Source organism: Dickeya zeae NCPPB 2538 (genome assembly GCF_000406165.1).
Lineage (GTDB): Bacteria > Pseudomonadota > Gammaproteobacteria > Enterobacterales > Enterobacteriaceae > Dickeya > Dickeya zeae.
In genome coordinates, this window is record NZ_CM001977.1 from 1,892,016 (window position 1) to 1,917,534 (window position 25,519).

At 47.7% G+C, this 25,519-nt stretch carries 21 protein-coding genes and 4 pseudogenes; 13 read left to right on the forward strand and 12 right to left on the reverse strand.

Going from position 1 to position 25,519, the window contains the following annotated elements; genetic code table 11:
• Positions 1 to 6: 6 nt before the first annotated feature.
• Together DZE2538_RS08260 and DZE2538_RS08265 are read right to left on the reverse strand one after the other, a co-directional pair.
• Positions 7 to 471, reverse strand: coding sequence for an SDR family NAD(P)-dependent oxidoreductase (locus DZE2538_RS08260; RefSeq protein ID WP_038916065.1), 465 nt, complete (start codon positions 469 to 471; stop codon positions 7 to 9).
• Between the two features lie 126 nt (positions 472 to 597).
• Positions 598 to 1,215: an FMN-dependent NADH-azoreductase gene (locus DZE2538_RS08265; RefSeq protein ID WP_038916066.1), complete on the reverse strand. Its 618-nt coding sequence runs from the start codon at positions 1,213 to 1,215 to the stop codon at positions 598 to 600.
• A gap of 113 nt (positions 1,216 to 1,328) precedes the next feature.
• On the opposite strand from DZE2538_RS08265, the gene DZE2538_RS08270 reads away from it, so the two are divergent.
• Both DZE2538_RS08270 and DZE2538_RS08275 read left to right on the forward strand, forming a co-directional pair.
• The gene (locus DZE2538_RS08270) at positions 1,329 to 1,733 is read left to right on the forward strand and encodes a winged helix-turn-helix transcriptional regulator (protein ID WP_038913843.1); all 405 of its coding nucleotides are present in this window, start codon (positions 1,329 to 1,331) and stop codon (positions 1,731 to 1,733) included.
• Between the two features lie 252 nt (positions 1,734 to 1,985).
• The gene (locus DZE2538_RS08275; protein ID WP_038917139.1) at positions 1,986 to 2,468 is read left to right on the forward strand and encodes a glutathione peroxidase; all 483 of its coding nucleotides are present in this window, start codon (positions 1,986 to 1,988) and stop codon (positions 2,466 to 2,468) included.
• A 130-nt stretch (positions 2,469 to 2,598) separates the two neighbouring features.
• Here the strand turns inward: DZE2538_RS08275 and DZE2538_RS20300 are convergent.
• Positions 2,599 to 2,745, reverse strand: a pseudogene (locus DZE2538_RS20300) (HNH endonuclease family protein); the annotation flags it as partial.
• 798 nt (positions 2,746 to 3,543) lie between these two features.
• Between DZE2538_RS20300 and DZE2538_RS08280 the strand changes: the two are divergent.
• The 10 genes and pseudogenes from DZE2538_RS08280 to DZE2538_RS08310 all read left to right on the forward strand — a co-directional run bounded on the left by DZE2538_RS08280 (position 3,544) and on the right by DZE2538_RS08310 (position 12,284).
• Positions 3,544 to 4,725 carry an MFS transporter gene (locus DZE2538_RS08280; RefSeq protein ID WP_038916067.1) on the forward strand — a complete coding sequence of 394 codons (1,182 nt, stop codon included), beginning with the start codon at positions 3,544 to 3,546 and terminating at the stop codon, positions 4,723 to 4,725.
• Positions 4,726 to 4,783: 58 nt separating this feature from the next.
• Positions 4,784 to 5,398: a CDP-alcohol phosphatidyltransferase family protein gene (locus tag DZE2538_RS08285; RefSeq protein WP_038916069.1), complete on the forward strand. Its 615-nt coding sequence runs from the start codon at positions 4,784 to 4,786 to the stop codon at positions 5,396 to 5,398.
• A 12-nt stretch (positions 5,399 to 5,410) separates the two neighbouring features.
• Positions 5,411 to 6,709 carry an ATP-grasp domain-containing protein gene (locus DZE2538_RS08290; RefSeq protein ID WP_038916070.1) on the forward strand — a complete coding sequence of 433 codons (1,299 nt, stop codon included), beginning with the start codon at positions 5,411 to 5,413 and terminating at the stop codon, positions 6,707 to 6,709.
• Between the two features lie 62 nt (positions 6,710 to 6,771).
• Positions 6,772 to 9,117, forward strand: coding sequence for a PEP-utilizing enzyme (locus tag DZE2538_RS08295; protein WP_038916071.1), 2,346 nt, complete (start codon positions 6,772 to 6,774; stop codon positions 9,115 to 9,117).
• On the forward strand, positions 9,114 to 9,728 hold the full coding sequence (locus DZE2538_RS08300; protein ID WP_038916072.1) for a gamma-glutamyl-gamma-aminobutyrate hydrolase family protein: 615 nt from the start codon (positions 9,114 to 9,116) through the stop codon (positions 9,726 to 9,728). The genes DZE2538_RS08295 and DZE2538_RS08300 overlap by 4 nt, the downstream gene beginning before the upstream one ends.
• Before the next feature lies 1 nt (position 9,729).
• A complete protein-coding gene (locus DZE2538_RS08305) occupies positions 9,730 to 10,455 on the forward strand; it encodes a phosphocholine cytidylyltransferase family protein (protein ID WP_038916073.1) in 726 nt (241 codons plus the stop codon).
• Positions 10,456 to 10,680: 225 nt separating this feature from the next.
• Positions 10,681 to 10,791, forward strand: a pseudogene (locus tag DZE2538_RS21470) (IS481 family transposase); the annotation flags it as partial.
• A 57-nt stretch (positions 10,792 to 10,848) separates the two neighbouring features.
• Positions 10,849 to 11,045 (forward strand): annotated as a pseudogene (locus tag DZE2538_RS21475) (IS481 family transposase); the annotation flags it as partial.
• A 52-nt stretch (positions 11,046 to 11,097) separates the two neighbouring features.
• Positions 11,098 to 11,247: pseudogene (locus DZE2538_RS20305) on the forward strand (helix-turn-helix domain-containing protein); the annotation flags it as partial.
• Positions 11,244 to 12,284: a LacI family DNA-binding transcriptional regulator gene (locus DZE2538_RS08310; RefSeq protein WP_023639515.1), complete on the forward strand. Its 1,041-nt coding sequence runs from the start codon at positions 11,244 to 11,246 to the stop codon at positions 12,282 to 12,284. The pseudogene DZE2538_RS20305 and the gene DZE2538_RS08310, both read left to right, overlap by 4 nt.
• A gap of 24 nt (positions 12,285 to 12,308) precedes the next feature.
• Here the strand turns inward: DZE2538_RS08310 and DZE2538_RS08315 are convergent, their stop codons facing one another.
• The 3 genes from DZE2538_RS08315 to bglB are packed head-to-tail and all read right to left on the reverse strand — an operon-like array spanning position 12,309 to position 17,288.
• Positions 12,309 to 13,655, reverse strand: a complete 1,347-nt coding sequence (locus DZE2538_RS08315; RefSeq protein ID WP_038916074.1) for an MFS transporter — start codon at positions 13,653 to 13,655, stop codon at positions 12,309 to 12,311.
• Between the two features lie 36 nt (positions 13,656 to 13,691).
• Positions 13,692 to 16,175: a PA14 domain-containing protein gene (locus DZE2538_RS08320; protein WP_050568666.1), complete on the reverse strand. Its 2,484-nt coding sequence runs from the start codon at positions 16,173 to 16,175 to the stop codon at positions 13,692 to 13,694.
• Between the two features lie 36 nt (positions 16,176 to 16,211).
• Positions 16,212 to 17,288, reverse strand: coding sequence for a beta-galactosidase BglB (gene bglB / locus DZE2538_RS08325; protein WP_038916075.1), 1,077 nt, complete (start codon positions 17,286 to 17,288; stop codon positions 16,212 to 16,214).
• Positions 17,289 to 17,659: 371 nt separating this feature from the next.
• Between bglB and DZE2538_RS08330 the strand changes: the two genes are divergently transcribed.
• Positions 17,660 to 18,283, forward strand: coding sequence for a glutathione S-transferase family protein (locus DZE2538_RS08330; protein ID WP_038916076.1), 624 nt, complete (start codon positions 17,660 to 17,662; stop codon positions 18,281 to 18,283).
• 146 nt (positions 18,284 to 18,429) lie between these two features.
• Here DZE2538_RS08330 and DZE2538_RS08335 read toward each other — a convergent pair whose 3' ends face one another.
• The 6 genes from DZE2538_RS08335 to pdxR form a co-directional block, all read right to left on the reverse strand.
• Entirely contained in the window at positions 18,430 to 19,461 is a 1,032-nt protein-coding gene (locus DZE2538_RS08335) for a methionine synthase (protein ID WP_038916077.1), read from the reverse strand.
• A gap of 27 nt (positions 19,462 to 19,488) precedes the next feature.
• Positions 19,489 to 20,466, reverse strand: coding sequence for a DUF1852 domain-containing protein (locus tag DZE2538_RS08340; protein WP_038916079.1), 978 nt, complete (start codon positions 20,464 to 20,466; stop codon positions 19,489 to 19,491).
• A gap of 807 nt (positions 20,467 to 21,273) precedes the next feature.
• Entirely contained in the window at positions 21,274 to 21,765 is a 492-nt protein-coding gene (locus DZE2538_RS08345; protein ID WP_050563657.1) for a hypothetical protein, read from the reverse strand.
• 215 nt (positions 21,766 to 21,980) lie between these two features.
• Positions 21,981 to 22,211, reverse strand: coding sequence for a tautomerase PptA (pptA, locus tag DZE2538_RS08350; RefSeq protein WP_012884527.1), 231 nt, complete (start codon positions 22,209 to 22,211; stop codon positions 21,981 to 21,983).
• Positions 22,212 to 22,486: 275 nt separating this feature from the next.
• Entirely contained in the window at positions 22,487 to 23,581 is a 1,095-nt protein-coding gene (locus DZE2538_RS08355; RefSeq protein ID WP_023639522.1) for an ABC transporter ATP-binding protein, read from the reverse strand.
• Positions 23,582 to 23,968: 387 nt separating this feature from the next.
• The gene (pdxR, locus tag DZE2538_RS08360; protein WP_019845968.1) at positions 23,969 to 25,456 is read right to left on the reverse strand and encodes a MocR-like pyridoxine biosynthesis transcription factor PdxR; all 1,488 of its coding nucleotides are present in this window, start codon (positions 25,454 to 25,456) and stop codon (positions 23,969 to 23,971) included.
• Positions 25,457 to 25,519 lie beyond the last annotated feature (63 nt).

The following is a 25,519-nucleotide window of genomic DNA, read 5'->3' on the forward strand; positions in this document are numbered from 1 at the left end:
TAGTGACTATTTAGCGATACCCGGCGCGGCGCGCACGAACGTCTTACTCGCAACCTGGTCCACAAGAAACTTAGCCAGATTGCCTCTGGACAGCTTCATGCTGAGCCTGGTCCGCCCGTACCAACCCACATCAACCTGGCCATTTGCAGGACCATCCTTGAGATTCGGAATCCTCACCAGTGTCCAGTCGAGCCTGTCATGCGTTGCAGTGAACCGCTCTGCAAAGGCTGCAATGGAGTCGAGGTCCGCAAGATCAAGCGCCTCTAGGGTCGGCATCGTGGGGGGCTTCTCATCCACGATTCGCTTGAATGCGCTTTCACCTTTGCTGGGGTTTCGGCATGCAAGCACGACTTTCGCGCCGCGGACAGCAAACATGCGAGCCGTTTCGAAGCCGATATCGGTATTCGCGCCAGTGACAATGACAGTACGGCCGGTCTGAGCCGGAATATCATCAAAAGTCCATGTGCCCATGAGAGTCACCTCCACCGTTAAGCCGCAGGTAACGACAGCAGAATCTGTGTGTTAAGTGTGAGGACAGCGTTGCGTGCAGGGACCTTACCCGCACCAACAGGATGACGGTCTTCGTCGTCGTCATGGTCATGCCATCTGCGCCAACAGGTTTTTCACCGCCGCCTCAGTATTGGCGATGGCAGCCTTTGCCGCGTCTGGGCCGTGCACTGTGCCCTCGATGCGGATGAGTTCGACGTCGGTCAATCCGATGAAGCCGAGCATGTGCAGAAGATAGTTGGTCTGGAAATCGAAAGGTGCATAGACTCCCTGCGAGAAAACACCTCCAGCAGCAGTGACCAGATATACCTTCTTGCCAGTAAGCAGGCCCTGGGGTACGCCTGTTTCGTAACTGAAGGTGACTCCCGGCCAGATGACATTGTCAATCCAGGCCTTGAGCTGCGAAGAGGGGCCGAAATTCATCATGCCTGAACCAAGGACAATTACGTCGGCGGCACATAACTCATCAACCAACTCACGGGCGCGTTCAACGGCAACATTCTGGCCTGTTGTGCGTGAATCCAGGGGGGTAGTACGGCCCTTGATATAGTCCTCAGTAATGTGTGGTGGCGGATTTGCGGCAAGGTCACGAACAGTCAGTGAGCTGCTTCCCTGAGCCAGAAGTCCATGGGCAATTTCGGTGGCAAAGCGGGTAGACAGGCTCTCAGACCCACGTGGGCTGGAAGTAATCAGCAGGATTTTACGCATAGTGGCTCCATTTGGGGTATAAATTAGTTACTAGGAAATACTTCTATTCCTGGTTACTGATCGTTACCTGGGATACTAAAATTCCTGCCAGAACTTCACAAGAAGGCACAACTATGTCACTTAGTCACACCGATTTACCTGACGCGCTTCCGGTTGCTGAAACAGAAGGTTGCCAGGCCACCCGTGAAATACTGAATCGCATTGGCGACAAATGGAGCCTCTACATCATTGCTTCTCTGGCCAATGGCAAGCTGCGCTTCAACGAATTGAAGCGCAGAATTGACGGCATATCCCAGCGTATGTTGACGCTGACCCTGAGAGGTATGGAGCGCGATGGGATTCTTACCCGGACGGTCTATCCGACCATTCCGCCACGGGTCGAGTACGAACTCACCGAACTGGGCCGGACGCTGTTAGTGCCTGTGATGGCGCTTGTGAATTGGGCAAATGACAACCGTTTCACCATCGCTGAAGCACATAAACGGTTCGACGACGCGCGCGAGTCGGACGTGGTATAAGTCAGGAGCGTGATTGATTAACCCAACGCGCTCAACGAACTTCATAGTGTGTTAATCAGGGAGAGTAGGGTAAAGGTCGCCTGTTTGTTGTTCTTTTTGTTCGACTTTGCAAAGATGTATCGCACACGATTCCAGACCAGCCACGACATCAGGAACAGGATCTATTCTTCACTGCCCATGCCCTGTGCCCCAACAGGAACGCGCTACGTGGCAATGTCGACGTCGAACTGGTTCTGCTTTGAGGATTCCGATATGACTACCTTTCATCAATTTACCGCCACCAGTCTGGGCGGCCAACTGATCTCGATGGCCGACTACGCGGGTAAGGTGGTTCTGGTCGTTAATACCGCCAGCCATTGTGGCTTTACACCACAATACGGCGGCCTTGAAGCGCTCTATCAGAAATACGCCGCCCAGGGTTTGGTAGTGCTGGGTTTCCCCTGCAACCAGTTCGGTAAACAGGAACCCGGCAACGCCGACGACATCGCGCAGACTTGTCACATTAACTATGGCGTGAGTTTCCCGATGTTCGAGAAAGTAGAAGTCAACGGAGCCGCTGCGCACCCGGTGTTTCGTTATCTGAAAAGAGAATTGCCCGGTGTGCTGGGTGGACGGATCAAATGGAACTTCACTAAGTTCCTGATCGGTCGCGACGGTAAACCGCTCAAGCGTTTTGCACCGTTCACCACCCCAGAGAAAATAGAAGCCACAATCCTTGCTGCACTTGAAAGCTAAGTGTTTCGGTAATTCGAACCGTTCACTTATGAACAATTCATTATCCGTAGGAGGATAACTTCCGCTGTTAGCTCGTGGTAGCCCTGCTTCAATGCCTGTGGGACTTAGCCAAAAGCGGATGTTACTGGCACTATTTCTTCTTATTAAGCATCGACTTTAGATCGACAAAGGGATCATAGGTTGCTGTACCAACATCTTTTTGCGTGTCTTCCCCCGCCGCAACGGTTGTGCCGTACTGCTCGGCTTCAGTGTACATCGAGTGTTCGTGGTCATGGCAAGTACCGCTATATCGCGCAAGACGATCCATAAGCTACCAGCCAGTTTGTAGATGAAGTTCAAGGGGGAACGAAATGACTACCTATCCATCCTCCCGATGGAGGAACACACAGCGCAACGCATTCTGGTGATCTCGGTGACGGTTATCCGTCGGGGATAACTGCTATGGTCGGCATAACTCAATGCGGTTACCGGGTCGCATAATTCGGACTGGATTCTATTCAAGAGACAGACTATTTATAAAGGTATTAGTAATAATAAAGTAATTTATTATTAAATAATAAGCATTGACGTTTAATAACAATCTAAGTAACAGTAATTGATTGATAAGAAGGTATTAAATTGAGAGTACTTAGCAGTGCCGACTGATTCTACGCACTCAGGGAAACATCTAACAAAAATCCCTAGACTCACTCTTTCATGCTATGAGGACGGAAACGATACGCATCAAATGGATTCATTAGATAAAAGACCTCATTAGTAAGGTTAATCATAAGGCCACCATAATTAAATTTATGATTAGTATCGGAGACTTACTACCTGAAAAGTGTAATGTTCTTATAGAACCTGACCAGTCAGAATAAAATCATTAGGATTATTATTTGTTCAGACTAAATCATAGAATCAGGTAAATTTTTAGCATTATGCGTTGCTATCATAAAAAATAATAAAATGTAATGATTACATTAATTGACATAAAAAGTTTAAGCAGATAGTTTAACGAAACTGAATTTTCTAATTTTAAACGCCTTATGTTTCATTTCGATGACATGGCGGAAATTTGATTAGGATTGCCGCCATGGAAGAACGCGCACTGCAAACGTACTCATCTGTATGGATAAGCCGATTAATTTGGGCAGTTAATCTCTGCTCAATAAGTGCCTCAACTTTATGTTATATATACCTTTCATGGTATATTTATCATGCAACCGAGAACATTATACTTTCACAGGCTGTGCTTTATGCACCGATGATTTTACCCGTAATTTTTGTAAATCAAGTACAGGGTATTGCGGAAAAAACCTCTCCTCGCAAACTGCTTATGATGAGTAATCTTGTTGCTGCTATTTGTACACTCATTATATTCAGTTTGATTCACCGAATACCAACCTTCGCACTGCTTGGGGGACTATTAATTGGTTCAATTGACGCACTTCAACGTGTCGGTCGCATAGTTGCCATTAAGTATTATTTTAGTGGAGACAAAATCGAAACCACAGTACCGCTCACCCTCACAGCACAGTTTATCGCTGGTGGATTGGCAGGAATGTTGATGGGAAGTATTAAAGGTGAAATGTCGCCACAATTAGCAATGTCGATGATTTCAGTGTTGTTCATCGCTTCGGTACTGGCATCATTCCTTTTACCTAAACTCAATTTACATCAGGAAGGGAAAGCACAGGCTCGATCATTAAAATCGTTTGTTGCTCTACTCTCAGATAATGCGCCGTTAAAGAAAGCATTCCTTAATTTCATCGTTTTTATTACTTTCTTTCAGGGGTTTTTTAATGTATCCCGCGTTACATTACCATCGCATGTTTTGAATTTGCCTGAAAATTTTGTTGGGTATCTTCAGTTGGTCAATAGTGGTGCTGCCCTGGTTGGTGCGGTATTTTACTTCATTTATAATCGAAAGGGAGTGAAGTTTAATCCGTTATACATGGCAATCATCAGTGCCTTATTCATGGTTATCACATCGCTCGGTGTTAATGTGTTAACCAGCTATCTAAGCTATTTCTTCTATATATTCTTTTTTGAACTTGCTTTTTTTAAATTACAGGCAGATATCGTTTTAAAGAGTAATGTCAAAGACATGCCAATGATTGCCGCTATGCAATATGCTGGCGTCTATATTGGAATGATCACTTCAATATTCATTGGGTCAGTACTGACACAATATTCACACCTTTATGTAGTAGCCATATTTTTTACGATAGCATACTTCTTATGTTACGTATCACTCAGTAAAGAAAGAAAATAAATCAATGCCTGCTTTTCTAAGCAGGCGAAATTACTATAAGTAATAAAGGATAAAGTATATGGGCGCAATAACGTCAGCATTTCCGTTTGTGAAATTTATGGATTTGGCTAATTTATTGACCACTATTAATGTGGGATTGTCACTTTCATCAATCTATCTTGCATATACAGATAATATTTATCTTTCATCTATTGCATTATGTTCAGCTGCTGTATTAGATTTTCTAGACGGTTATATTGCTCGTACATGGTTAACTGAAAAAAAACAAAACAGGGAATTTGGCAAGCAGCTTGACAGCCTTGCTGATCTTTTAAATTTTAGCGTAGCTCCCGCTTTAATTATTTTCCACATTATTCCAGGTTGGGCGTCATTTGCTTCGGGAATGATGCTGTTGCTGTCCGGTTGCCTCAGGCTCTCATTATTTAGTGTGATCAGTGGCAGTCATCCAGGTAGCTATCGTGGTTTGCCAACAACCTATGCAGGTGTTATTTATTCATTATTTTTCCAGCTAGTTGCATACAATAAAGTAGCGTTGCCTTATCTTATTTGGCTTAACCTGTTTATTGCTTTGATTCAGATAATCAATGTAAGAATACCAAAATATGCAGCGTTACCGACAATTTCAGTATTCCTGATTCTTTTTGTCGCAGTAAGAGTTTTTATTTCTCTATAAGGAAACGTTTAAATGAAGCATGTTATTTTTGTAGATAGCACTGTAAGCGGCTTACTGGCTTTTCAGGCAGCCAAAAGAATGGGCTGTTATGTCACATTCATCAGACAGAAAGATGCCTCTTTTTTGACTATTTCCATCGGTAATGATGAAAGTAAGCTCAAACCACACTTAGAATTCGTCGACCAATTTTTGGAAGTTGAATCTCTGGATGGCGAGGAGTTTCATGATCTGCTGGTGCGCCTCAATGAGAAACGCCCAATCGATGCATTACTTAGCACCTCTGAGGCTGGAATTGTTCCTGTAGCCAGAGAAGCAGAGCACTTTAATCTACGCTATCCTAGCCTCTCTGCATTAAACAATGCAGTGCAAAAAAATCAGCTACGCGAAACACTGAAAAAAAATGGTATCCGCTCACCTGAATATCAGGTTTTGAGTGAAGAACAACTGGTATCGGGTGTTACCCCACACATTGAACTCCCGTTCGTGGTTAAACCGACGAGAGGTTTTGCAAAACAATTTTCTGCCATCTGCTATACCAGCGAAGATTTTGAGTCGTTCATTAAAACATTACGCGAGGGTCGTGCAGAATCTGATCGTATGATCGATACCCTGGTAAGCCGCGACTATCTGGTTGAAGAGTATATTGATGGAAGCTTACATTCCGCTGAAGTAATAGTACAAAATGGCATCGTGCAGGTTTACGCCACCACAGTACGCTTCCGTTCCGTTTATAGTGAAATGCTAGAAATGACCGCTACGATGCCGTCAGGTCTCAATGCTGATGAACGTAATGAAATAAAAGAGTATGTACAGTCAATTTTTTCCGCTTTAAAACTGGATGTGGGTCTTTATCACGTTGAGCTTTTACGAGATGAAAAAGGTCCATGCCTTGTTGAAATTAATGCGCGCATGATGGGTAGTGTTGCACCTCAAATGTATCGCATGATTACAGATATCGATCCCTTCGAGTTATTGATCCGTCTTCATCTGGATGAACCTATCAGTATTAATGATAGTGTGCTTACGCGAGCAGGTACGGTTGTTACGATAGCTTCACGTCATGGTGGCGCAATCAGTAGCGATTATAACCAGGCTCGTTTTGAAAAACTGTTGAAATCTTACAATATTGATTTCTGCTCAGCATGGGTAAAACCCGGCCAAAAGGTCAATGTGTATACTGGAAATATTGGCACTATTGGTCATGTTATTGTTCTTGGTGATGACCCTTATGAAGTTGCGCGTAAAGGACACCGCTTCTTGTGTGAGTTAGATGAAATTTATGGTCTTGAACTCGCAAAGTATTTTGAATAATTAGCCAAGCCATTATTCCTCCGTCACCTGACGTTCACAATGAGATTAAAAGGAAAGTAGAAATGGAGTCCACCCGTTTAACCACCTTCTCTTTTGATGGTAAAGCTGGGACGTTGGCAAAACTCACGCCAATTCTCAGTAGCGCAACAATAATGCCGTTGTACCGTTTTACTGTCAGAAAATGGCAAGAAAACTCAGCACTGGTCATTGAAAATATCGTCAATAGCCTGGGGGCTGATAATCTGATTGTTCGTTCAAGTTGCCGAAATGAAGATCGGTCTGGGCAGTCAGGAGCGGGGGCATATGACTCTATTGCAAATGTGAATGGTGAGCCTGAATTATACTCAGCGATATCTCACGTTATCGCCTCATATAATGGTGCCATTGCAGAGGACGAAGTATTAGTACAGCAAATGGCTCAGGATGTTTTAGCTTGTGGTGTAGCAATGACGCGCGATCCTGAAAGCGGCTTGCCCTATTATGTCATAAACTACACTGTTGACGGGCAGACTGACGGTGTAACTTCCGGTAGCGAAAACGTATTGTCATGGATTGCATTGAAAGATGAAGTGGCAAATGAACCCCCTGTATTAAAAGGCATGATAGCGTTGTTGCAGGAGGTACAACTGATTACAACCCAGACTGCACTGGACATTGAATTTGCAATAACGAAAGAAGGTCCGGTGCTGTTTCAGGTTCGCCCAATGACAGCGCTTGACACTCTTGGCTCAGACCATGAATTTCTCAAACTCATTAGAAAAGAGGCGGAGTCGCTGAAAGAGGCATGTGATCGCTTACAAGCAGGACACACGGAAAGAATCGCGTTGTTTGGCATAATGCCCGACTGGAATCCGGCAGAAATTATTGGTGTCAAGCCGCGTACACTGGCGTTTGATCTTTATAAATACTTAATAACCGACCTAAATTGGGCTTCAGCGCGTTTCCGCTATGGTTACCGTGATATGCGGGGTCACAAGCTGATGTCATCATTTGCGGGTACACCCTATATCGCCATTCCCTATAGCATTGAGTCATTCATTCCGGCGTCAATGCCACACGATATCGTTTCTTCTGTAGTAAATGCTAGCTGTCATCATCTTGCTCAGCATCCAGCTTTGCACGACAAAATTGAGTTTGCCATTGTACCAACTTGCTTTACACCTTCTCTCACATTGAAAAGTGCATCGTCACAACCAGCGTTAAAAAATTTAAGTAAAGCAGAGGTTTCACTATATCTGGATGAATTACTGAAGTTGACGGAACATATCATTTCAGACAATGGTCCATTCGCTAACGATCTTCGGTTGCTCCCCAGAATGGAGCAGAATTTAAATGAGTTAAAAGAAAAAGAATTGCGCGATACAGACCCATTACAGCACTTCCGTATCGCACTCAGTAATGCCAGTGTTATAGGCGAAATATTTGCTGGCTCAGCACGAGCTGCCTTTATTGCTACCAGCATATTAAAATCTTTAGAGCAGGAAAATGTTGTTCCGCAAGGATATACCGATAATTTCTTATCGCGCGCCCGCACAGTTGGCCAGGAATTATCCGATGATTTCTGCCTTTTAGATAAACAGCTGTTTTTGAGAAAACATGGTCATATTCGTCCAGGTACTTATGATATACGCGTTGCTCGCTATGACGAAAATCCAGATTCATATTTTGACTGGCTATCGCCACCAGCCAGACCAGTGAGAACCGTGGAAAATACATCTGATTCTCGTGACTTGTTACTCAGCATCCAAAAGGCTTTTCATCATTGTGGAATGGACATACATGTAAAACAATTCTTCACTTTTGCGCTCAATGCAGTAGAGGCACGAGAAAAGGTCAAATATCTTTATGGTGCTTTCGTCTCTGAAGCCTTGAGCGCGCTTACTGCATGGGGAGCACTACATCGCATTGATCGGGATACACTGAGTCACAGTCCACTCAATTACTTCATCAATGAGAAATACTGTGATATCGATGGTATCGATGCAGTTGCAAAGGAAAATAAACGTATTTGGCAGTCAAAGAGTAGCTTACGATCTCCTTCGATTATTGATTCAGCTAATGCACTGTACGCCCATGAAATTAACGTTGCCAAACCTAATTTCATCACTAAAGAAAGGGCTGAAGCATCTGTGCGGGTTCTAAAAGCAGGGAATACACATTCTGACGATATAGAGGGGACTATTGTTTTAATTGAAAATGCAGATCCCGGCTTTGACTGGATTTTCACCCGTCGCATCAGTGGGTTCATTACGGCTTACGGCGGAGAAAATTCACATATGTCTATCCGAGCCAGAGAATTCGGCATTCCTGCCGTTATCGGTATAGGTGAAAGGGCGCTAAACCGCCTTGCGGGTGCGCAACGGTTGTTGATGGACTGTGCGGCCAACCGAGTAGAGATACTCTCATGAAACATGTCGCTATTACGATGATGCGATTGTATGAGCCTTCACGTCAAGAATGGCGAGATGCTCTCGACCAGCGTTGGTTGTCGCTCATGCAGACATGTGGACTGATACCTCTATATCTACCAAACGATGCCGATTTAGCAGAAAAAATATTACTGTTATCTCAACCTGAAGGCGTGATTTTCAGCGGCGGCGGTGATTGTTACGCAATAAGCGGCGAGCAGGATGCAAGAGATTTGACTGAAGCTCGTGCTCTGGAGTGGGCTATTAAATATTCTAAACCTATATATGGCGTTTGCCGGGGTATGCAAGCTGTACTAAGCCATTTTGGTGGTGCCATCATACCTGTTACTGGACACGTAGCTACTCGTCATAAGATTTCAATTCACGATAATGAAATAGATACAGAAATAGAAGTAAACTCTTTTCATAATTATGGGTTTAGACATATTCCTGAAGGATTCACTGTTACAAGCAAGACCGCAGACGGTTCCATTGAATCTGTTAGTGATAGAAAAAGAAAGATACATCTTATTATGTGGCACCCTGAGAGAGAAAATATTGCCATGCCTCATGATGTTAAAATAATCAAGAATATATTTGGAGCGGAATAGCATGAAAGGTATTTTGTTAGTGGCTGGCCGAGGGAGCCGCCTTGGTGATATTACAAATGAAAAACCTAAGTCACTGGTTGAACTAAATGGTCAATCATTGCTACAGCGCGCGATCGATTCTTTAAAGAAAGGCGGGGTTGATAATATTGCAGCCGTAGGTGGTTATCGCAGTGAGATGATTGAACCTTACGCAGACCGGTTATTTATCAATGAAAACTGGGAAAGAACAAGTATTTTTAGTTCATTACTATGCGCCCGTGAGTGGCTCAAGACAGAAACCTGCATTGTAAGTTACGGCGATATTTTTTATTCTCACCATTTGGTTGAATCCTTAATAAAAAGTACTGGTGATATTAACCTGACCTATGATCCGAATGCAGTGGAGTTATGGAAGAAGCGAAACGAAGATCCACTATCTGATCTCGAAAGCTTCAGAATAGATAATGGAAGGATCGTAGGCATTGGAGGACGAATTAAAAGTCTTGATGAAGTTCAGGGCCAATACATGGGGCTTTTCAAAATCACTCCGCAAGCATGGAGTTGGATTGAAAATTTCATTTCATCGTTGAGTCAACATGAGATAGAGAACATCGACATGACAAATCTATTTTCTAAACTCATCAATAGTGGTCATCATGTGTTTGGAACTAAGAATGAATATCCATGGGGAGAGATTGACACGCCATCGGATATCAGTCTTTATCATAAAATCTATCCTAATGTATAATTTGATTAACTCCGGAAACACTCCGGAGTTATTTTTCGTTCACGGTTATAGGTACTCCGGATTTAACCGCAGTTGTAATTTAAATTGTACCATCTGTTGACATGTGACTTGATAACCAGAGGAAAAACTACACAAATAACGAACCAACATTCAACCCGTATATGAAAAATTTCTACTATCTAATTTATGTGATTGATAAACATCGCTTCACTGTAATGGTTCGCGATGGAGAGAGAAATTCAACAACGATTGTTGTAGGTAAAGCCCTATGATACGTCAGGTGATGCGGGGCTTGTCTGCCGCTATTATGGTATTTTTCGTCCCACACTACATAAATTGCTCTCTGGAAAATTGCTCTATGGAAGTACGCACGCTTCGGAATTTGGTAAGCAAGGCGGAGGCGGATTCAGATCGAACTAAAACGGCTTCATTTTCTCTCTCTGGCTATAGAGGCTACCCATAAATTTCTTTGCCGAAATCAAATTAAACCTGTTGTTAAGTTTCGATTAAAAGCAGATTTCGCTCGCTATGAACGCTCCGCTCCCGGTGATTGTGTTCAGAGGGATACCGGCAAAATTGCTCCAAGCTTGCCCCATATTAACCAATTCAGCCACACCACACTGCCAATCAATACCATGTTGAGTGAATACGCGGATTAAATTAAGCGAAACGGAGACGCCGGTGACCGAAATTGCCTATTTATATGGCTTTGCTAACAGCAACTATTTCACCACATGGTATAAAAAGGTCTTTGGGATTACGCTGAGTGAAGGCAGGAAGGATGGGATATGAGTAAACCAGATAATAAGGAAGATCGCGACGCGGGATATCGCCGGGTACGGCTGGAGGATATTGCCACCCGTTGCCGAACTTCGCTCAGTACGGTGTCACGAGCGCTGTCAGGTGAAAAAGGGGTTAGTCACGAACTGCGTACACGGATTCAGGAGGTGGCGCGTGCTATGCGTTATACCCCGGCTCAGGAGCTGTGCGGCGCGCGAATCGTTCTGGCTATTTCGCAGGTAGCGATGCTGGATTATAACCGCTACCAGTTTAGTTGGTACGTGTTGCAAGGATTAAAGGAGCGAGCGAAGGTGCTGGGCGTTGATCTGATTACCCATCCGCTCAACGATAATAACAATGGTGCTTTGCAGGCGTTGCTGGAAGAACCTGACGTGGGTGGGGTATTGGCGCTGACGGTGGATGACGGCGTCTTTCTGAATACGTTGGTGAACTTGAAAAAACCGGCGGTCTTAGTGAATACGGAAGATCCGCTGATGCGGTTGTCCAGCGTGCTTCCCTGTAATCGTTCGGCGACGCGCATGGCCTGCGAATATCTGCTGGATCGTGGGCATCGCGACATTCTGTTTTTAACCCATCCCGGCCGACGGACGATTGAACAACGGGAGGACGGCTGGCGTGAAGCGATGCGCTGTCGCCAACTGGTGTGCGACAACTCACGCGTCTTGACGGTAAGCGACTGGTTGCCAGAGCTGGCGGAGCAGGCGGTGATTGCGCGCTTAAGCGACAATCCGGGTGAGTGCACAGCGATACTGTGTGCCAATGATTCGTTGGCGCTCGGCGCGATTAATGGCGTACGGGCTTTAGGACTACGCGTGCCGGAAGATATTTCGGTGATCGGTATGAATAATCTGCCGCAGGCCGATTTTGCGACACCGCCATTAACCACCGTTCATCTTCCAGTACAGGAAATTGGCACCCTGGCGCTAGAGCTGTTGCAGGATATGATTGCAGGTAGTGTTGAGACGCCAAGGCGTATTGAGCTGGCGTGCTCTATTGTGGAACGTCAATCGGTGGCCCGCATCGAGTGAGGCGGCCACCGGAAAGAAAGCGGGTTAATCAAAACTGGCACGTTCCATTTTCGGCACGAGCAGGAGATACATAACCGCCCATGCCAGTAGGTAAGCGACGGAGCTGATGGCGAAAAGAGCCCAGTAGTTACCTGATGCATCGAGAACTGCACCAATGACGGTAGAAAAGATGACGCTGCCGATCATCCCAAACGTGCTGCCAATTCCCACGACCGAGCCGACGGCAGCGCTTGGGAACAAGTCCGATACCGAGGTCAGGATGTTGGCGGACCAGCCCTGGTGAGCTGCGGCGGCCAAACCAACCAGCGCCACTGCCGCCCACAGATTTTCAACCTGCGTGGCGGCGAAAATCGGCAAAACAAGGCTGGCGCAGATAAGCATCGTGATTTTACGCGCGCTGGCGGTACTGAAGCCTTTGCTCATCAGCTTACCGGGTAACCAGCCAGCCCCCAGGCTGCCAACGATGGCGAAGAGATAAATCACGATAAGCGGTAAGCCTAAGCCTTTCATGTCGATACCGCGTGATTCATGCAGCCATTTCGGTAGCCAGAACAGGAAGAACCACCAAATTGGGTCGGTCAACATTTTACCTAGCGCCACGGCCCACAGTTGGCGATAGCCCAACAGACGCGACCATTTAATAGCGGAAACATTCACGATCTCTTCTTTATCCTGGGAAATCCAGGCTTGCTCTTCTGCACTGGTTTTCGCCTTCACCGGACCAAAGGCGAGGAACCAGGGGATCAGCCACAGAAAGCCAACCGCACCCAGAAGTAAGAACGCGCCTTGCCAGCCATAATGTATCGCGATGAGTGGAATCAGTGCCGGAGAGATAACCACGCCGATATTCACCGCAACCCCAAGAATGCCGGTCGCCAGTGTGCGCTCCTTTTTGGGATGCCACTCGGCAATCACTTTCATCGCGGCCGGGAAGTTAGCGGATTCACCAAGCCCGAGCAGTACGCGTACCACCGCAAAGCCGATGACTGAACCGGCGACAGCATGCAGCATCGCTGCGGTGCTCCAAACGACCATCGCCACGGCATAACTCATTTTGGTCCCCAGTTTGTCGATAATTCGCCCACATACCAGCGTGCCGACACCGTAAGCCACGGTAAAAGCATTGACCAGCCAGCTGTACTCGATCTCCGTCCAGCCGATATCTTTTTGCAGCATCGGTGCCAGCAGGCCGAGAATTTGACGGTCCATATAGTTAACTGTCGTCGCAAATACCAGCATGGAACACACTACCCAGCGATAGTTGCGTTGCGGTTTAGCCTCTTCGAGTGCGGAATTGTGCAGACTGCTCGGATTAACATGACCAGAGGTCAGCCCTGAAGGTGCAGACGGTTTGTCGATTTGTGTATCCATTATTATTTTCCTTGCCCGGTCTGTGTCGGGTGTTGGCTACAGAGGAAGTTCACAGTTACTGCCCACGACGCTCCACTGCTGAGGGTCAAGCGTGCGGCCTTCGGCGTTCACTCGCCCGTCAGCAAAGAAACGCACTGTGCCGTACAGCGGATCGTTTACTTCTATGCTGCCGTCGTCGTGTTGAGTCATTGCCAGGGAGCTAAAGCGCGTGCTAAATGTGTCCAGACTGCTATCGATACGGTCGTTGATGCGCACCAGCCAACAGGTTTGCTGCCCGTTAAGGCGAATTTCACAGTCTCGGGTTGGGCCTGTATTCACCGTCTCAAACGCCTGGTTTCCCACCAGCAGCGCCGTCCCGTCACCGCTGCGTACGGCTGCGTACTGGTTGTTGATAGCGACCTCATCAAACTGGCTTTGCGGTAGCCACGCGTGGGTAAAGGACGGTTGGCCCTCGTGCAAATTGAAAATCAGCACGGCCAATCCTCGATATTGCTGAACGCGAGGGAGCGTGCCGCATCCACCCCAGTAGGAGGGGCGACCGAAGCCACCGTGCAGGGTCTCTCCCGGATGATTGATCCAGATCTGCGCTTCGGGTTGGCTGCCAAGGCGTAAATGGAAAGGTGTCTCCTGATAGCCCCACTCACCCCAGCGGTAGCCCGCTATCGACCCCATTGCCGCATGGCGGTTTTTGTAGTGATACAGTCGGGCAATTCGGTTCGCACCTTGCGCAAAACACCACTCGGTAGCGCTCTCTTTTTGCCAGGCGGCAACGTCAGCGAGCTCACTCGGTGGGTTGAGCAGGCCATCACGCAGCAGAAGTGCTAATTGCGGCAGTGCATGGAAGCGACAGCCGTAGTTGCCTTTTCCCCAGAGCAAACGCGAAATGGCCGCAAGTTCCAGAGAGCGTCCGGCGCGTAGGGTGTGTTCGTACGAACGTCCCTGCGAGGCGGTCAGAAAACCTTGATGGGCTGAACGGGCAATCTGCGTGAGCAGGCGCTCTATGGCTGCAATCGCGCGTTTGCTTATCTGCGCGTCGCCTGACAGCGCCGCGAGTGCGGTTAATCCTTTCAGATCGATGGGGAAATAGGGCGCAGAGTTCCATTCTGCCATTTCGCATTGTTCAAAATGGTCCAGCCATGTGATGACGCGCGCTTTACCTGCCGCCGCCTGCTCACGTCCGTTACGTCCGGAACGAGTGAAAATAGCCTCTGGGAAGAGATTGCCCGCCAGTAGCGCCGCCGTGTGGAACAACAGAGCGTGATTTTCAGAGAAGTACCATTGGACATCGTTGCCCGGTTCATCCATCCAGTATCGAAAGCGCAGAATGGCGTCATCAATACGCCCACGTACCGCCGGATCGATCTCATCGCCCCACACTGTGCGGCACCACAACAGCGGAACAAGGGTAAAGTCTGCGCAATCATGACAGTCGAGAACAGACGGCAAAACGCCATCAAGCATCTGCTGGGTTTGCTCATCGTTAAGGCCGCAGGCCAGACGCGCCAGAGCTTTGACGCTGCTGTATTCACCTTCATGAGCGACCACGCTGAGCGCTTCAGCAATCCGCGCTTCTTGTGTTTGCGGGATATCCTTCTGCCGGTCAGCGTGGCAGATTTCAACCCCCAGGGTACGGCTAATCTGGAACCCTTCACGTTGCAGCGTTATGTGGAAATTGCGGAAGTCCGCCGGGATCTCTTCGCTTTCAGCGATAGCGACCAGCGACTCACCGGCGGTCAGTTGGGTGTGAAATGCTACGGGTTTATCGAGTGAGATAAAATCGCCCAGGACGTTGACGTGTAACCTATAGTCCGTCGAGGAAGGCTGCGGGAATGCCAGGCGAATGGTGCCACGGTTATACACCGGATGCTCAAAGGACACGCCATCCAACAGCTGTTCCATCTCTTTGACCTGTGTGTCAGACAGGGGTGTTTCCAGCGCAATGTGTAGCGGCTTGCCAGCGAGGTAGTCGAGTTCGAAAAAGAAACGAATATCACGTTCGGCTAAATCATCAAACCAGATCTCAAGCTCGTTTTTTCCGGCATGCAGTGGCAGGCTGAATTCACGTTGGCTTTCCAGATTGCGCTGGTAATCAGCCATCCAGAGTACTTCTTCACCATTCAGCTTTAGCACCGCGCCGCCGCAGGTTGTCAGGCGAAAACGATATTCACCTGCCTGCGGGCAATCGAGCAGCGTTCTGGCCCAGGCCCCAACGCGCGTTGGACGGAACCAAAAGCCGGACAGATCGACTCTGTCTGAGGCAAAAGGGAACCACCAACGAGAATAGTTTGCGCTTGCAAAGGGTTGTGGCTTTTTCTCGGAAAAGTGCTGGCGAAAAATATCTCGGCACGGGTAAGTATGCGGAATGAAGTTCTTATGTTTGCTTAAAAAGAAAAATGGATCCATTTCGCCTGTCATCGGTAAATCCACCGTGTCATAGCGTAAACTTGAAATATCGGATAGCTGCCAGTAACGCACAGCATTACCTGCCGTTAAATTAAAATTACTATATTCAATAGCCATTATTTTTCTCCAAAAGAGAACGGTTCAGTTTTATTTTTAATTAACGAAATGTAAGCCTTCACTCAGGCATAATATTGCCAGCGCCTGTCCATACCCAGTAGGTTGTAATGGAATGTCTTTATAAAATTGCAGTGTTCGCCCCATGCGAGTGCCATAAGAAACATTATGCACAGTCCCCCTGGCATCAATATTATCCTGAACAATTGTCAGCGCTTTTAAACCCGCCTGTTGCCACCGTTCATCGCCAATTCCCATTCGTACGCCTTTTAATAAGCCGTAGCCAAAACCGGCGGTGGCAGAAATTTCGGTATAGGAGTCAGGATGGTCGAGCAAGGTGTGCCATGCGCCGTTATCTGCCTGTAAGTCAATCAGCGTATTGACCTGCTTTTTCAGACACTCGATTAGGTATTCGCGTACGCCCGTGTCTACATCGGCAAGGTCCAGTAACTCGAGGATGCCAACAGTAATCCACGCATTGCCACGCGCCCAACGGGCATTGGCAAAGTTGCTGTTCTCGACAAAGCTCCAGCCGTGGTACCACAAACCGGTTTGAGGATCATTGAGGTAGCGTGCATGCAGCAAGAACTGACGCACCGCTTCATCAACCAGTTCTTTGCGCCCGGATACCGTACCGTAGTGCGCCAGGAACAGTACGACCATGAACAGCGTATCGTCCCAGAGCTCCATCTCATTAATGCCGTCGGAAACCACATGCTGGAAGCCCTGTTCTGGTGTACGCGGGAGTTCGGTCATCACGCGGGTTGCCCAGTTATCCAACACCTGCTGATAATGGGGCTGCCGGTGATGAGACCAAAAAAGCGATAAGGGAAGCATCGGTGCGGTGGTATTCACGTTCAGGCCCGGCAGCCCTTTTTCAATATTTTTCTGAAACCAGCTATCGATAATTTGATAAAGGGCATTCGATTTATTATTCTCCCATAAACGCACCAATCCAAATAGCCCAACGCCCTGTGGCCATTCCCAACTGGAAAATGAAATATAATCGCCTATGCTACCGTCAAGATTGGGTTCATTAAATCGCCCATTATCTTTTAATTCAGTAAATCCACTTAAAAGTAAGTCGATATTTTTATTCAGAGTGCTTTTTTCCATTTTTATTTTCTGCCAGCGCGTGATGATTATTTCAATAATGATTAAATCACTCTATATTTAATGTGCGCAATACGAAAAAAATTTTGCGTTCATATTTTGTGAGCTTTGGCAATATTTAATTCGACCTCGCTTTTTTATTTTTCACATCGCAATAACGGGAACTATTGATAAAACAAGAGGTTGCTGGAACAGTGTTTCATTTTTAGAGGGTGGATTGCGAAAATTTTTTGCGTAGTTATCAACAGCTGTTATTGATGATGTCGTTGTCCACGATGCGCCGTAACCGGCAGTGCTCTGTTGCCAGTAGCAACAAAGCATGAAGTTGGTGTAGTGTTTTTAAACGATCAATCAGGCGGAAGGGCCTTCGAAGCATGCTGAAAATACTGGGTAAAACGACGTCAATCAATGTGCGCAAAGTGCTTTGGACCTGCGAAGAAGTGGGGCTGGATTATGTTCAGGAAGATTACGGTAGCGGATTTGCCTCGACGCAAACCGATGCCTTTCGCGCCATGAATCCGAATGCGATGGTGCCCGTGTTGATTGACGATGAGTTCGTGCTGTGGGAATCGAATTCGATTTGCCGCTATCTGGCGCGTAAAGCCGGGCGCGATGACTTACTCCCCAATGAGCCGCAAGCATGTGCCAACGTCGAGCACTGGATGGATTGGCAGGCGACCGAATTTAATAACGCCTGGCGTTATGTCTTTCCCGCTCTGGCGCGCAAGAATCCAGCGTATAACGATCAAAAGGCAATTGCCGAAGGCATTAACGCGTGGAACCACTGTATTGGTATTCTGGAACAACAACTCCAGCGCACCAGTGCCTGGGCGGCTGGTGAGACGTTTACGCTGGCGGATGTGGTGCTTGGGTTGTCGGTGAATCGCTGGAAAATGACACCGTTTGCCCATCCCGACGTGCCTGCTATTGACGCGTGGTTTATGCGCTTGAATCAGCGGCCGGCATTTTTGCGTCATGGCAATAATGGTATGGTCTAAAAAGTCGGGCTGACGGCACTATATAAATTAATTCGCCGCTTTTTATCCGCCATCACGTAATGATCAATATGACGTAGTCCGTGTCTGGCGATTGAGCTGAGCGCCAGACACGGACTGCGTTTTTCATGATCGACAATCCAGCGGTATTATTTAGCCAGAATCTCTCTGCGGACGATATCTGCGCCTGCGCTTAATGCATTGAGTTTGCCTATAGCGACCCGACGAGATAAGGGAGCCATACCACAGTTGGTAGAAGGATAGAGCTTATCGGCATCCACAAACTGAAGTGCTTTTCGTAGCGTATCGGCGACGTCCTCTGGTGTTTCAATGGTATTGGTTGCCACATCAATAGCACCTACCATGACTTTTTTACCGCGAATCAGTTCCAGCAGATCCATGGGAACACGCGAGTTGTGACATTCCAGTGAGATGATATCGATAGCCGATGTTTGCAGTTTCGGAAACGCTTCTTCATATTGCCGCCATTCTGACCCTAGCGTTTTTTTCCAGTCGGTATTGGCCTTGATGCCATAGCCATAGCAAATATGTACAGCCGTTTCACATTTCAGCCCTTCAATGGCTTTTTCTAACGTGGCGATCCCCCAGTCATTCACTTCATCAAAGAAAACATTAAATGCCGGTTCATCAAACTGGATGATATCAACACCTGCGGCCTCTAATTCTTTCGCTTCCTGATTGAGTATTTTGGCAAATTCCCAGGCGAGCTTTTCGCGGCTTTTATAGTGGTTATCATAGAGTGTATCGATCATCGTCATCGGCCCCGGCAATGCCCATTTAATGGGTTGCCGGGTGAGTTGACGTAAGAATTTGGCATCTTCAACAAAAACGGGTTTTTGGCGCGCCACCGCACCGACCACTGTTGGTACGTTCGCATCATAGCGATTACGAATTTTAACGACTTCACGTTTCTCAAAATCCACACCGCTCAGGTGCTCAATAAACGTGGTGACAAAGTGTTGGCGTGTTTGTTCGCCATCGCTGACAATATCAATACCCGCCCGCAGTTGATCAAACAGCGACAAACTCAGGGCGTCTTTTTTCCCTTCAATCAACTCTTCGTTCTGTAATTTCCACGGAGACCACAGTTTCTCAGGCTCTGCGAGCCAAGAGGGTTTGGGTAAACTGCCCGCAGTCGAGGTGGGTAGCAATGTTTTCATAGCAGGTGACCTTATATTTTTGGTGAATCAACGCGCGTAATGGGCAGACCATTGTTCAAGAATATGTTTGTATGGTTTGATGAAGTGCTCTTCAGTAAACTTTCCTTGTTTAATCGCTAACTGGCTGCGTTCTTCCCGATCATAAACAATCTTTGTTAATGAGTGATCCTGGTTATTCAGGTTGGGTTGATAGTATTGCCCCGCGGCAGAGTTAGCATTGTAAATCTCAGGTCGGTAAATTTTTTGGAAAGTCTCCATTGTGCTGATGGTACTGATAAGCTCAAGATCAGTATAATCACTCAGTAAGTCACCAGAAAAATAGAAGGCCAAAGGCGCAACGCTATGTTGCGGCATAAAATAGCGAACCTGTAACCCCATTTTTTCGAAATACTGTTCGGTCAAAGAAGAACCATTCGGTTGGTATTCGATACCCAAGACAGGATGCTGGTTTCCAGTGCGATGATAGATATCTTTGCTGGAAACACTTAAGCATATTACAGGTGATTTTTTAAAATTACCTTTGTATTCCTGTGAGTTGACGAAATGCTTAAATATATTCCCATGCAAATCGCCAAAGTTATCTGGAACGCTAAATTCAGAACGATTATTGTTATGTTCTAATAACAACACACTAAAATCATAATCTCGCACATAAGAAGAGAAGTTATTGCCTACAATACCTTCAATCCGTTGATTCGTTTTTTTATCAATAATGTTTGTTTTCAATATTTCAATGGCCGGGAAGGTGCCGTCATTATTGGCAAGATGCAGGTCAACAGAAATGATTTCAAGTTCGACAGAATAACGATCGCCTTTGGGGTTATCCCAATGCGCCAATGTATTGAAGCGATTATCAATCATCACCAATGTGTTGCGTAAGTTCTCCTGGCGGCTCGTTCCCCTGGCCAAATTCGCAAAGTTGGTGGTGATGCGTGTGTTTTCGGAGGGGTTATAGTTCTCATCGAAGCAACTGCTCTTAATCGTAAATGTAAAATTTGTAGTCATCGCGTTCTTTTATCCTGTTGCCTGATATGAAGACCTTGTTAATGCATTGATATTAAATGATTTTATCTTATCATTTGGTGGTCTTCATGTTACTAATAAGTTAATTTAGCATAATTTATGCCAGAGTTTTGGGGGGAGTGAAAGAGAGTTAATTTCATTACAACATGAGCCATATTCATGGTCAGGCATACTGTCAGGTCATTGAGGGGGTAGGTGGCCCAGTTTCATAATATTAACCATATTAATCAATGCATTACTGAACATGCTGATGCCAATGCTAAAAGAGGTAGACGCCGTGGTGGCGAACGACAGACGGGGTGATTGGTATAACAAGGCTCATCATGAGCCTTGTTCTTGACGGGATAACACGAATTTCAGCACAGCAACCGTTGAGTACTTCACCTCGTTGTTGAACACCGACTGCTACCCACGTCATGTGGACACGGCCCGAAGTGAGGTTCTGTTCAGGCGTTGTGGAGAACGTCGCTAGCACGACTTTTTAACGGTGATCTGAATACTATCTTTTATATCTAACAAAAACGCTATCGGGGCTTTATGCATCAGAGCTGAAGTTCGTGTCTCAATTAGAAGAAGAAAATCTGTAGCTGAAGATACGGGCTGCCGATCTGAGCCTCGATAAGTCCATGTTGCGGGATATACTCACAAAAAAGATCCGATATGGCACGCTATTCGCGAAGAGGGCGGGGATTTACGGGCGCACTACCTGCCAGTAAAAGGCAGGTTTGCTTTGTGTTACGGAGCGTCGGAGCCAAAATATGGCTGATATTTTTTCGCTACTGTAATGGCTCACTGGCAATATTTTTTGTTGAGTTCATTAAATGATCTGAGTTGAGACAGATATTCATAAACTACGAAATCGTCATCTGTTGCGTAAGCAAGGGGACGCCGTGAATACTTGGTACCTATTATCAGATGATATGGTTCTGCTGAAATAAATCGAACTCCTATTTTTCGGCCAAGCTTTGTTTCTCCTGAGATAATACCGCACACATAAGCACGTTTCTCAAATTCGTGTTGATAAATTTCAGAGAATGAAACAGGCTTTGAGAAATCAATATCGCTATCACAGAACCCTAGCGTCATTTTCTTTTTTTTCTCATTTTCAGGATCTTTTGCCAGAGCATCCCTGAGCAAGTCACAACTTGCTGGAGAACCAGCCCCCCGCTTTAAGGACTCAATTACGGATAGCTTCACTTGTTCATATGGCTCTTTTTCTTGTGCATGAGACATGGAAACTACAGCTAATAAAGTAAACGCCGACAATATGTTACGCATCATGACGATGATTCTCTAAAAAACATGCTTGAACATATCGGCAAAAAAGATAAGAACATTAGTGAGTTGTGAGCTAACTCTTCAGTATGAACACTCTTTGATTTTACCCGGTGCATCACAGGGTCCACACGAATCTTGTAATACACCGGGTAACGGAAGTCGCTCAGTGGCATTATCAGTAAGACTTTTATTACCGATAACGCATTCAGGCGTTGATGTTACATCGAATAGCCCGGTTTTTTGGTGAGGTTATCCAGTTCTGGACCGATTTCGATATCGTAAACGGTGTCTTTCCAGCGATCTGGCGTGACTTCGGTTAGCGCCACCGAGATAGACTTGTCTTCCGCGTTCAGGTACTTCTTGAGCAGGTCGCTGATATCGTTTGCCAAATCCTGTTTGACGGTTTCTGGCAGATTGCGGGGAAAATACTTGATGGCAACATGTGGCATGGCTAAGACGCTCCGTGTGTGAAAATGGGTATAGGGCAGGGTGGTTAGCACTGAAACACTCACCGCCTGTGGCGTAATCATCTTGGCATGGTTTTAGGCAGACGACTATCTACATCAAAGACGACTATCTGCTCAAAGAAGACGGTTTACTTAACGAAGATGATTTAGCCAACGAAGACACGCTACCCAAACGTAAGCTATCCGGATTAACTGAGCGGCCTACATTAACGGCTCGGCGTTGATCGATGGTGGGATCCACGCCGAGCCGTGGCATTTTACTGCACGACGACCACATCCAGTGCGCGCAGGTGCTCCGGCAACCAGGATAAGTGGATTTCACTGCCAATTTGCCAGTTCGGATTAACGTCGCTGGCGGGCAGTTTCACCATAAATTGCGGTTGCCCGGCCACCTCGGTCATCATGCGGACGTGATCGCCAAGATAGATAAATTGCTGGATATGGGCGCGAACCTGCTGGGCACCATCCGGCAGGACGCTGGCGTTAACTTTTACCCGCTCCGGGCGGATGCACAGGTGGATTTTTTTACCCGGTGAACTGGGGCGCACTTTCAGCGCGCGCAGGACGGTGCCATCATCCAGTTGAGCCTGATAATAATTGCCGTCGCTGCCGCATTGGGTGGCAATCAGCGTATTGTTTTCACCGATAAATTGCGCCACGAAGGTATTTTGCGGGTGTTCGTAGATATCGTTCGGGCTGTCCATCTGTTGGATGATGCCGTCATTGAACACCGCGACCCGGTCTGACATGGTCATCGCTTCGCTCTGATCGTGGGTGACGTACACCACGGTAAGCTCTAACGCCCGGTGCAGTTCCTTTATTTCCAATTGCATATGTTCGCGAAGTTGCTTGTCCAGCGCGCCCAAGGGTTCATCCATCAGCACCAACCGGGGTTCAAACACCAGCGCTCTGGCCAGTGCCACGCGCTGCTGCTGGCCGCCCGACATCTGCGCCGGGTAACGGTCGGCCAGATTAGCCAGTTTGACGCGGTCCAGCACGCGGTCCACTTTCTCTTTGATGTCACTGCGGTTCAGGCGGCGAATGGACAGCGGAAACGCCAGGTTTTCCGCCACCGTCATGTGTGGAAACAACGCATAGTTCTGAAACACCATGCCGATGCCACGTTGATGAGGCGGCAGGTTGTGTAATGGGGTGTCACGCAGCAGGATTTCACCCTGCGTAGGCGTTTCAAACCCGGCCAGCATCATCAGACTGGTGGTTTTGCCGGAGCCGGACGGGCCCAGCATGGTCAGGAATTCACCTTCCTGAATATCCAGATTCAGGTTTTTGACCACCAGACGATCGCCATCGTAGGTTTTTTGAATATTTTTGAAGCTGACGTAGGTTTTCATTCTTCCCTTCTCTCACGTGTCGTAGCTCGATGCTGATAATGACTTATGCATAAGTCGTGCCTGATACTTAATTGAGAAACTATTCTTATTGGTTTGGAATAAAAAAGAGGCGTCAGATGTTCAGCCGGTTACCGTGATGAACGCGGATATTCGGCTATTACCCGGTGTGTTAATAGTGCATAGTGCACAGCATTAACACTGGTGCAACAAACAGGATGCCTGAACAGTATGGTGCATTGTTTGCTGAGATTGCATCAAAATGGTGATTTTTTGTTAAACGAAAGCACCAATGCTGTGCAATGGTGCGAGCGAAAACCTGAGGTTGGAGGAGGGCTACTGCCACCGGTTGGGGAGGGTGGCAAGTAGGGGCGCGGGGCTATCGGGGCCTTAGTCGTGTGGCTTTTCCAGCGCGCGTAAACAGCGAAGAATCACGTCAAACGCCTGTACTATTTCAGCCTCATCGACACCGGCGTAACCGAGCAACAGCCCGCGCTGATGCGTTGGGTGCAGGTAGTAACTGGAAAGCGGTTTGACCATCACGCCGTGTTGCAGAATACGGGTGGCCAGCACCACGTCATCGATGGGGTCGGGCAAGCGCAGAATCAGGTGTAGCCCGGCGTTACTGTTATAGCCGAGGTAGTCATCCCCCAAATGCTGCACGATCAATTCGCTCAACAGCGCGCGACGGCGGGCGTACAACAGGCGCATACGTCGGATGTGGGCGGCGTAGTGCCCTTCGCTGATGAACTGGCTCAGCGTCAGTTGCGTCAGCAGGTGCCCACCACGGTACAGCTCGGCATGCGCTATTTTCAGTTCTCGCGCCAGTTGTGGCGGCAGCACCATGTAACTGACTCGCAGCCCCGGATAGAGTGTTTTGCTGAAGGTGCCGATGTAGATAACCGGCGGTTGCGTCTGGAGCCCTTGCAAGGCCGGAATCGGGCTGCCGGAAAAGCGGAATTCGCTATCGTAATCGTCTTCAATGACCCAACTGTTGTGCTCCTGCGCCAATGCCAGCAACCGCTGGCGACGGGCCAGGCTCATCACCGCCCCTAATGGGTACTGATGTGATGGCGTAACGCAAATCAACCGGGGCACCGAGTGCGGCGAGACATCGTCCGGCGGCACCATGCCTTGTTCGTCCACCGCCACTGGCGCGACACGCAGGCCATTGATGGTCAACACATTGCGCATGCCCCAATAACAGGGGTCTTCAATCCAGGCCAAATCACCTGGGTTGCACAACATTTTGGCCAGCAGATCCATCGCCTGATGGGTCCCTTCGGTAATCAGGATTTGCTCCGGCGTGCAGGTCACCGAACGCGCCACCCGCAAGTAGTCCACCAACGCTTGTTGCAGTTCCGGGCAACCGCCGATCGGCGAATAAGAGAGCTGTTCCGGCTTCAGGCGACGGGACAGGCGGGTTTGCAGCCGCCGCCATAGGTCATGCGGAAAGCTGGCGATATCCGGAACGCCCGGCATGAACGCCCCCCACTGGCGGGCCGATGCACCGGCATACCCCAGCAGATGCATACCCCGTCGGGAAATTTCCTGTACGGCCGGGCGCAGTGGCGACAACGTATCGTCGCGCATATCCGGCGTATGGGTGTCTGGCAACTGTTCGGTGACGTAACTGCCGCTGCCGGTACGGGTCTCGATATAGCCTTCCGCCAGCAGTTGTTCAAAGGCGGCGATCACCGTATTGCGCGATAGCGATAACTGCTGCGCCAGGTCGCGTGACGAAGGTAAACGCCGTCCCGGCGCGATATCGCCGGAAAGAATCGCCAGGCGGATGGTGTCGTACAGCCGCTTGTTGAGGGTGCCTTCCAACTGGCGTTCCAGCCCCTGCAGCAGCAAATCGGTCAGTAGTGAGCGCAAAGTGGATCCTTTAAATATTAAAAACTGGCTCTGGATTATAGGGCCATACAGGAGATAAATAAC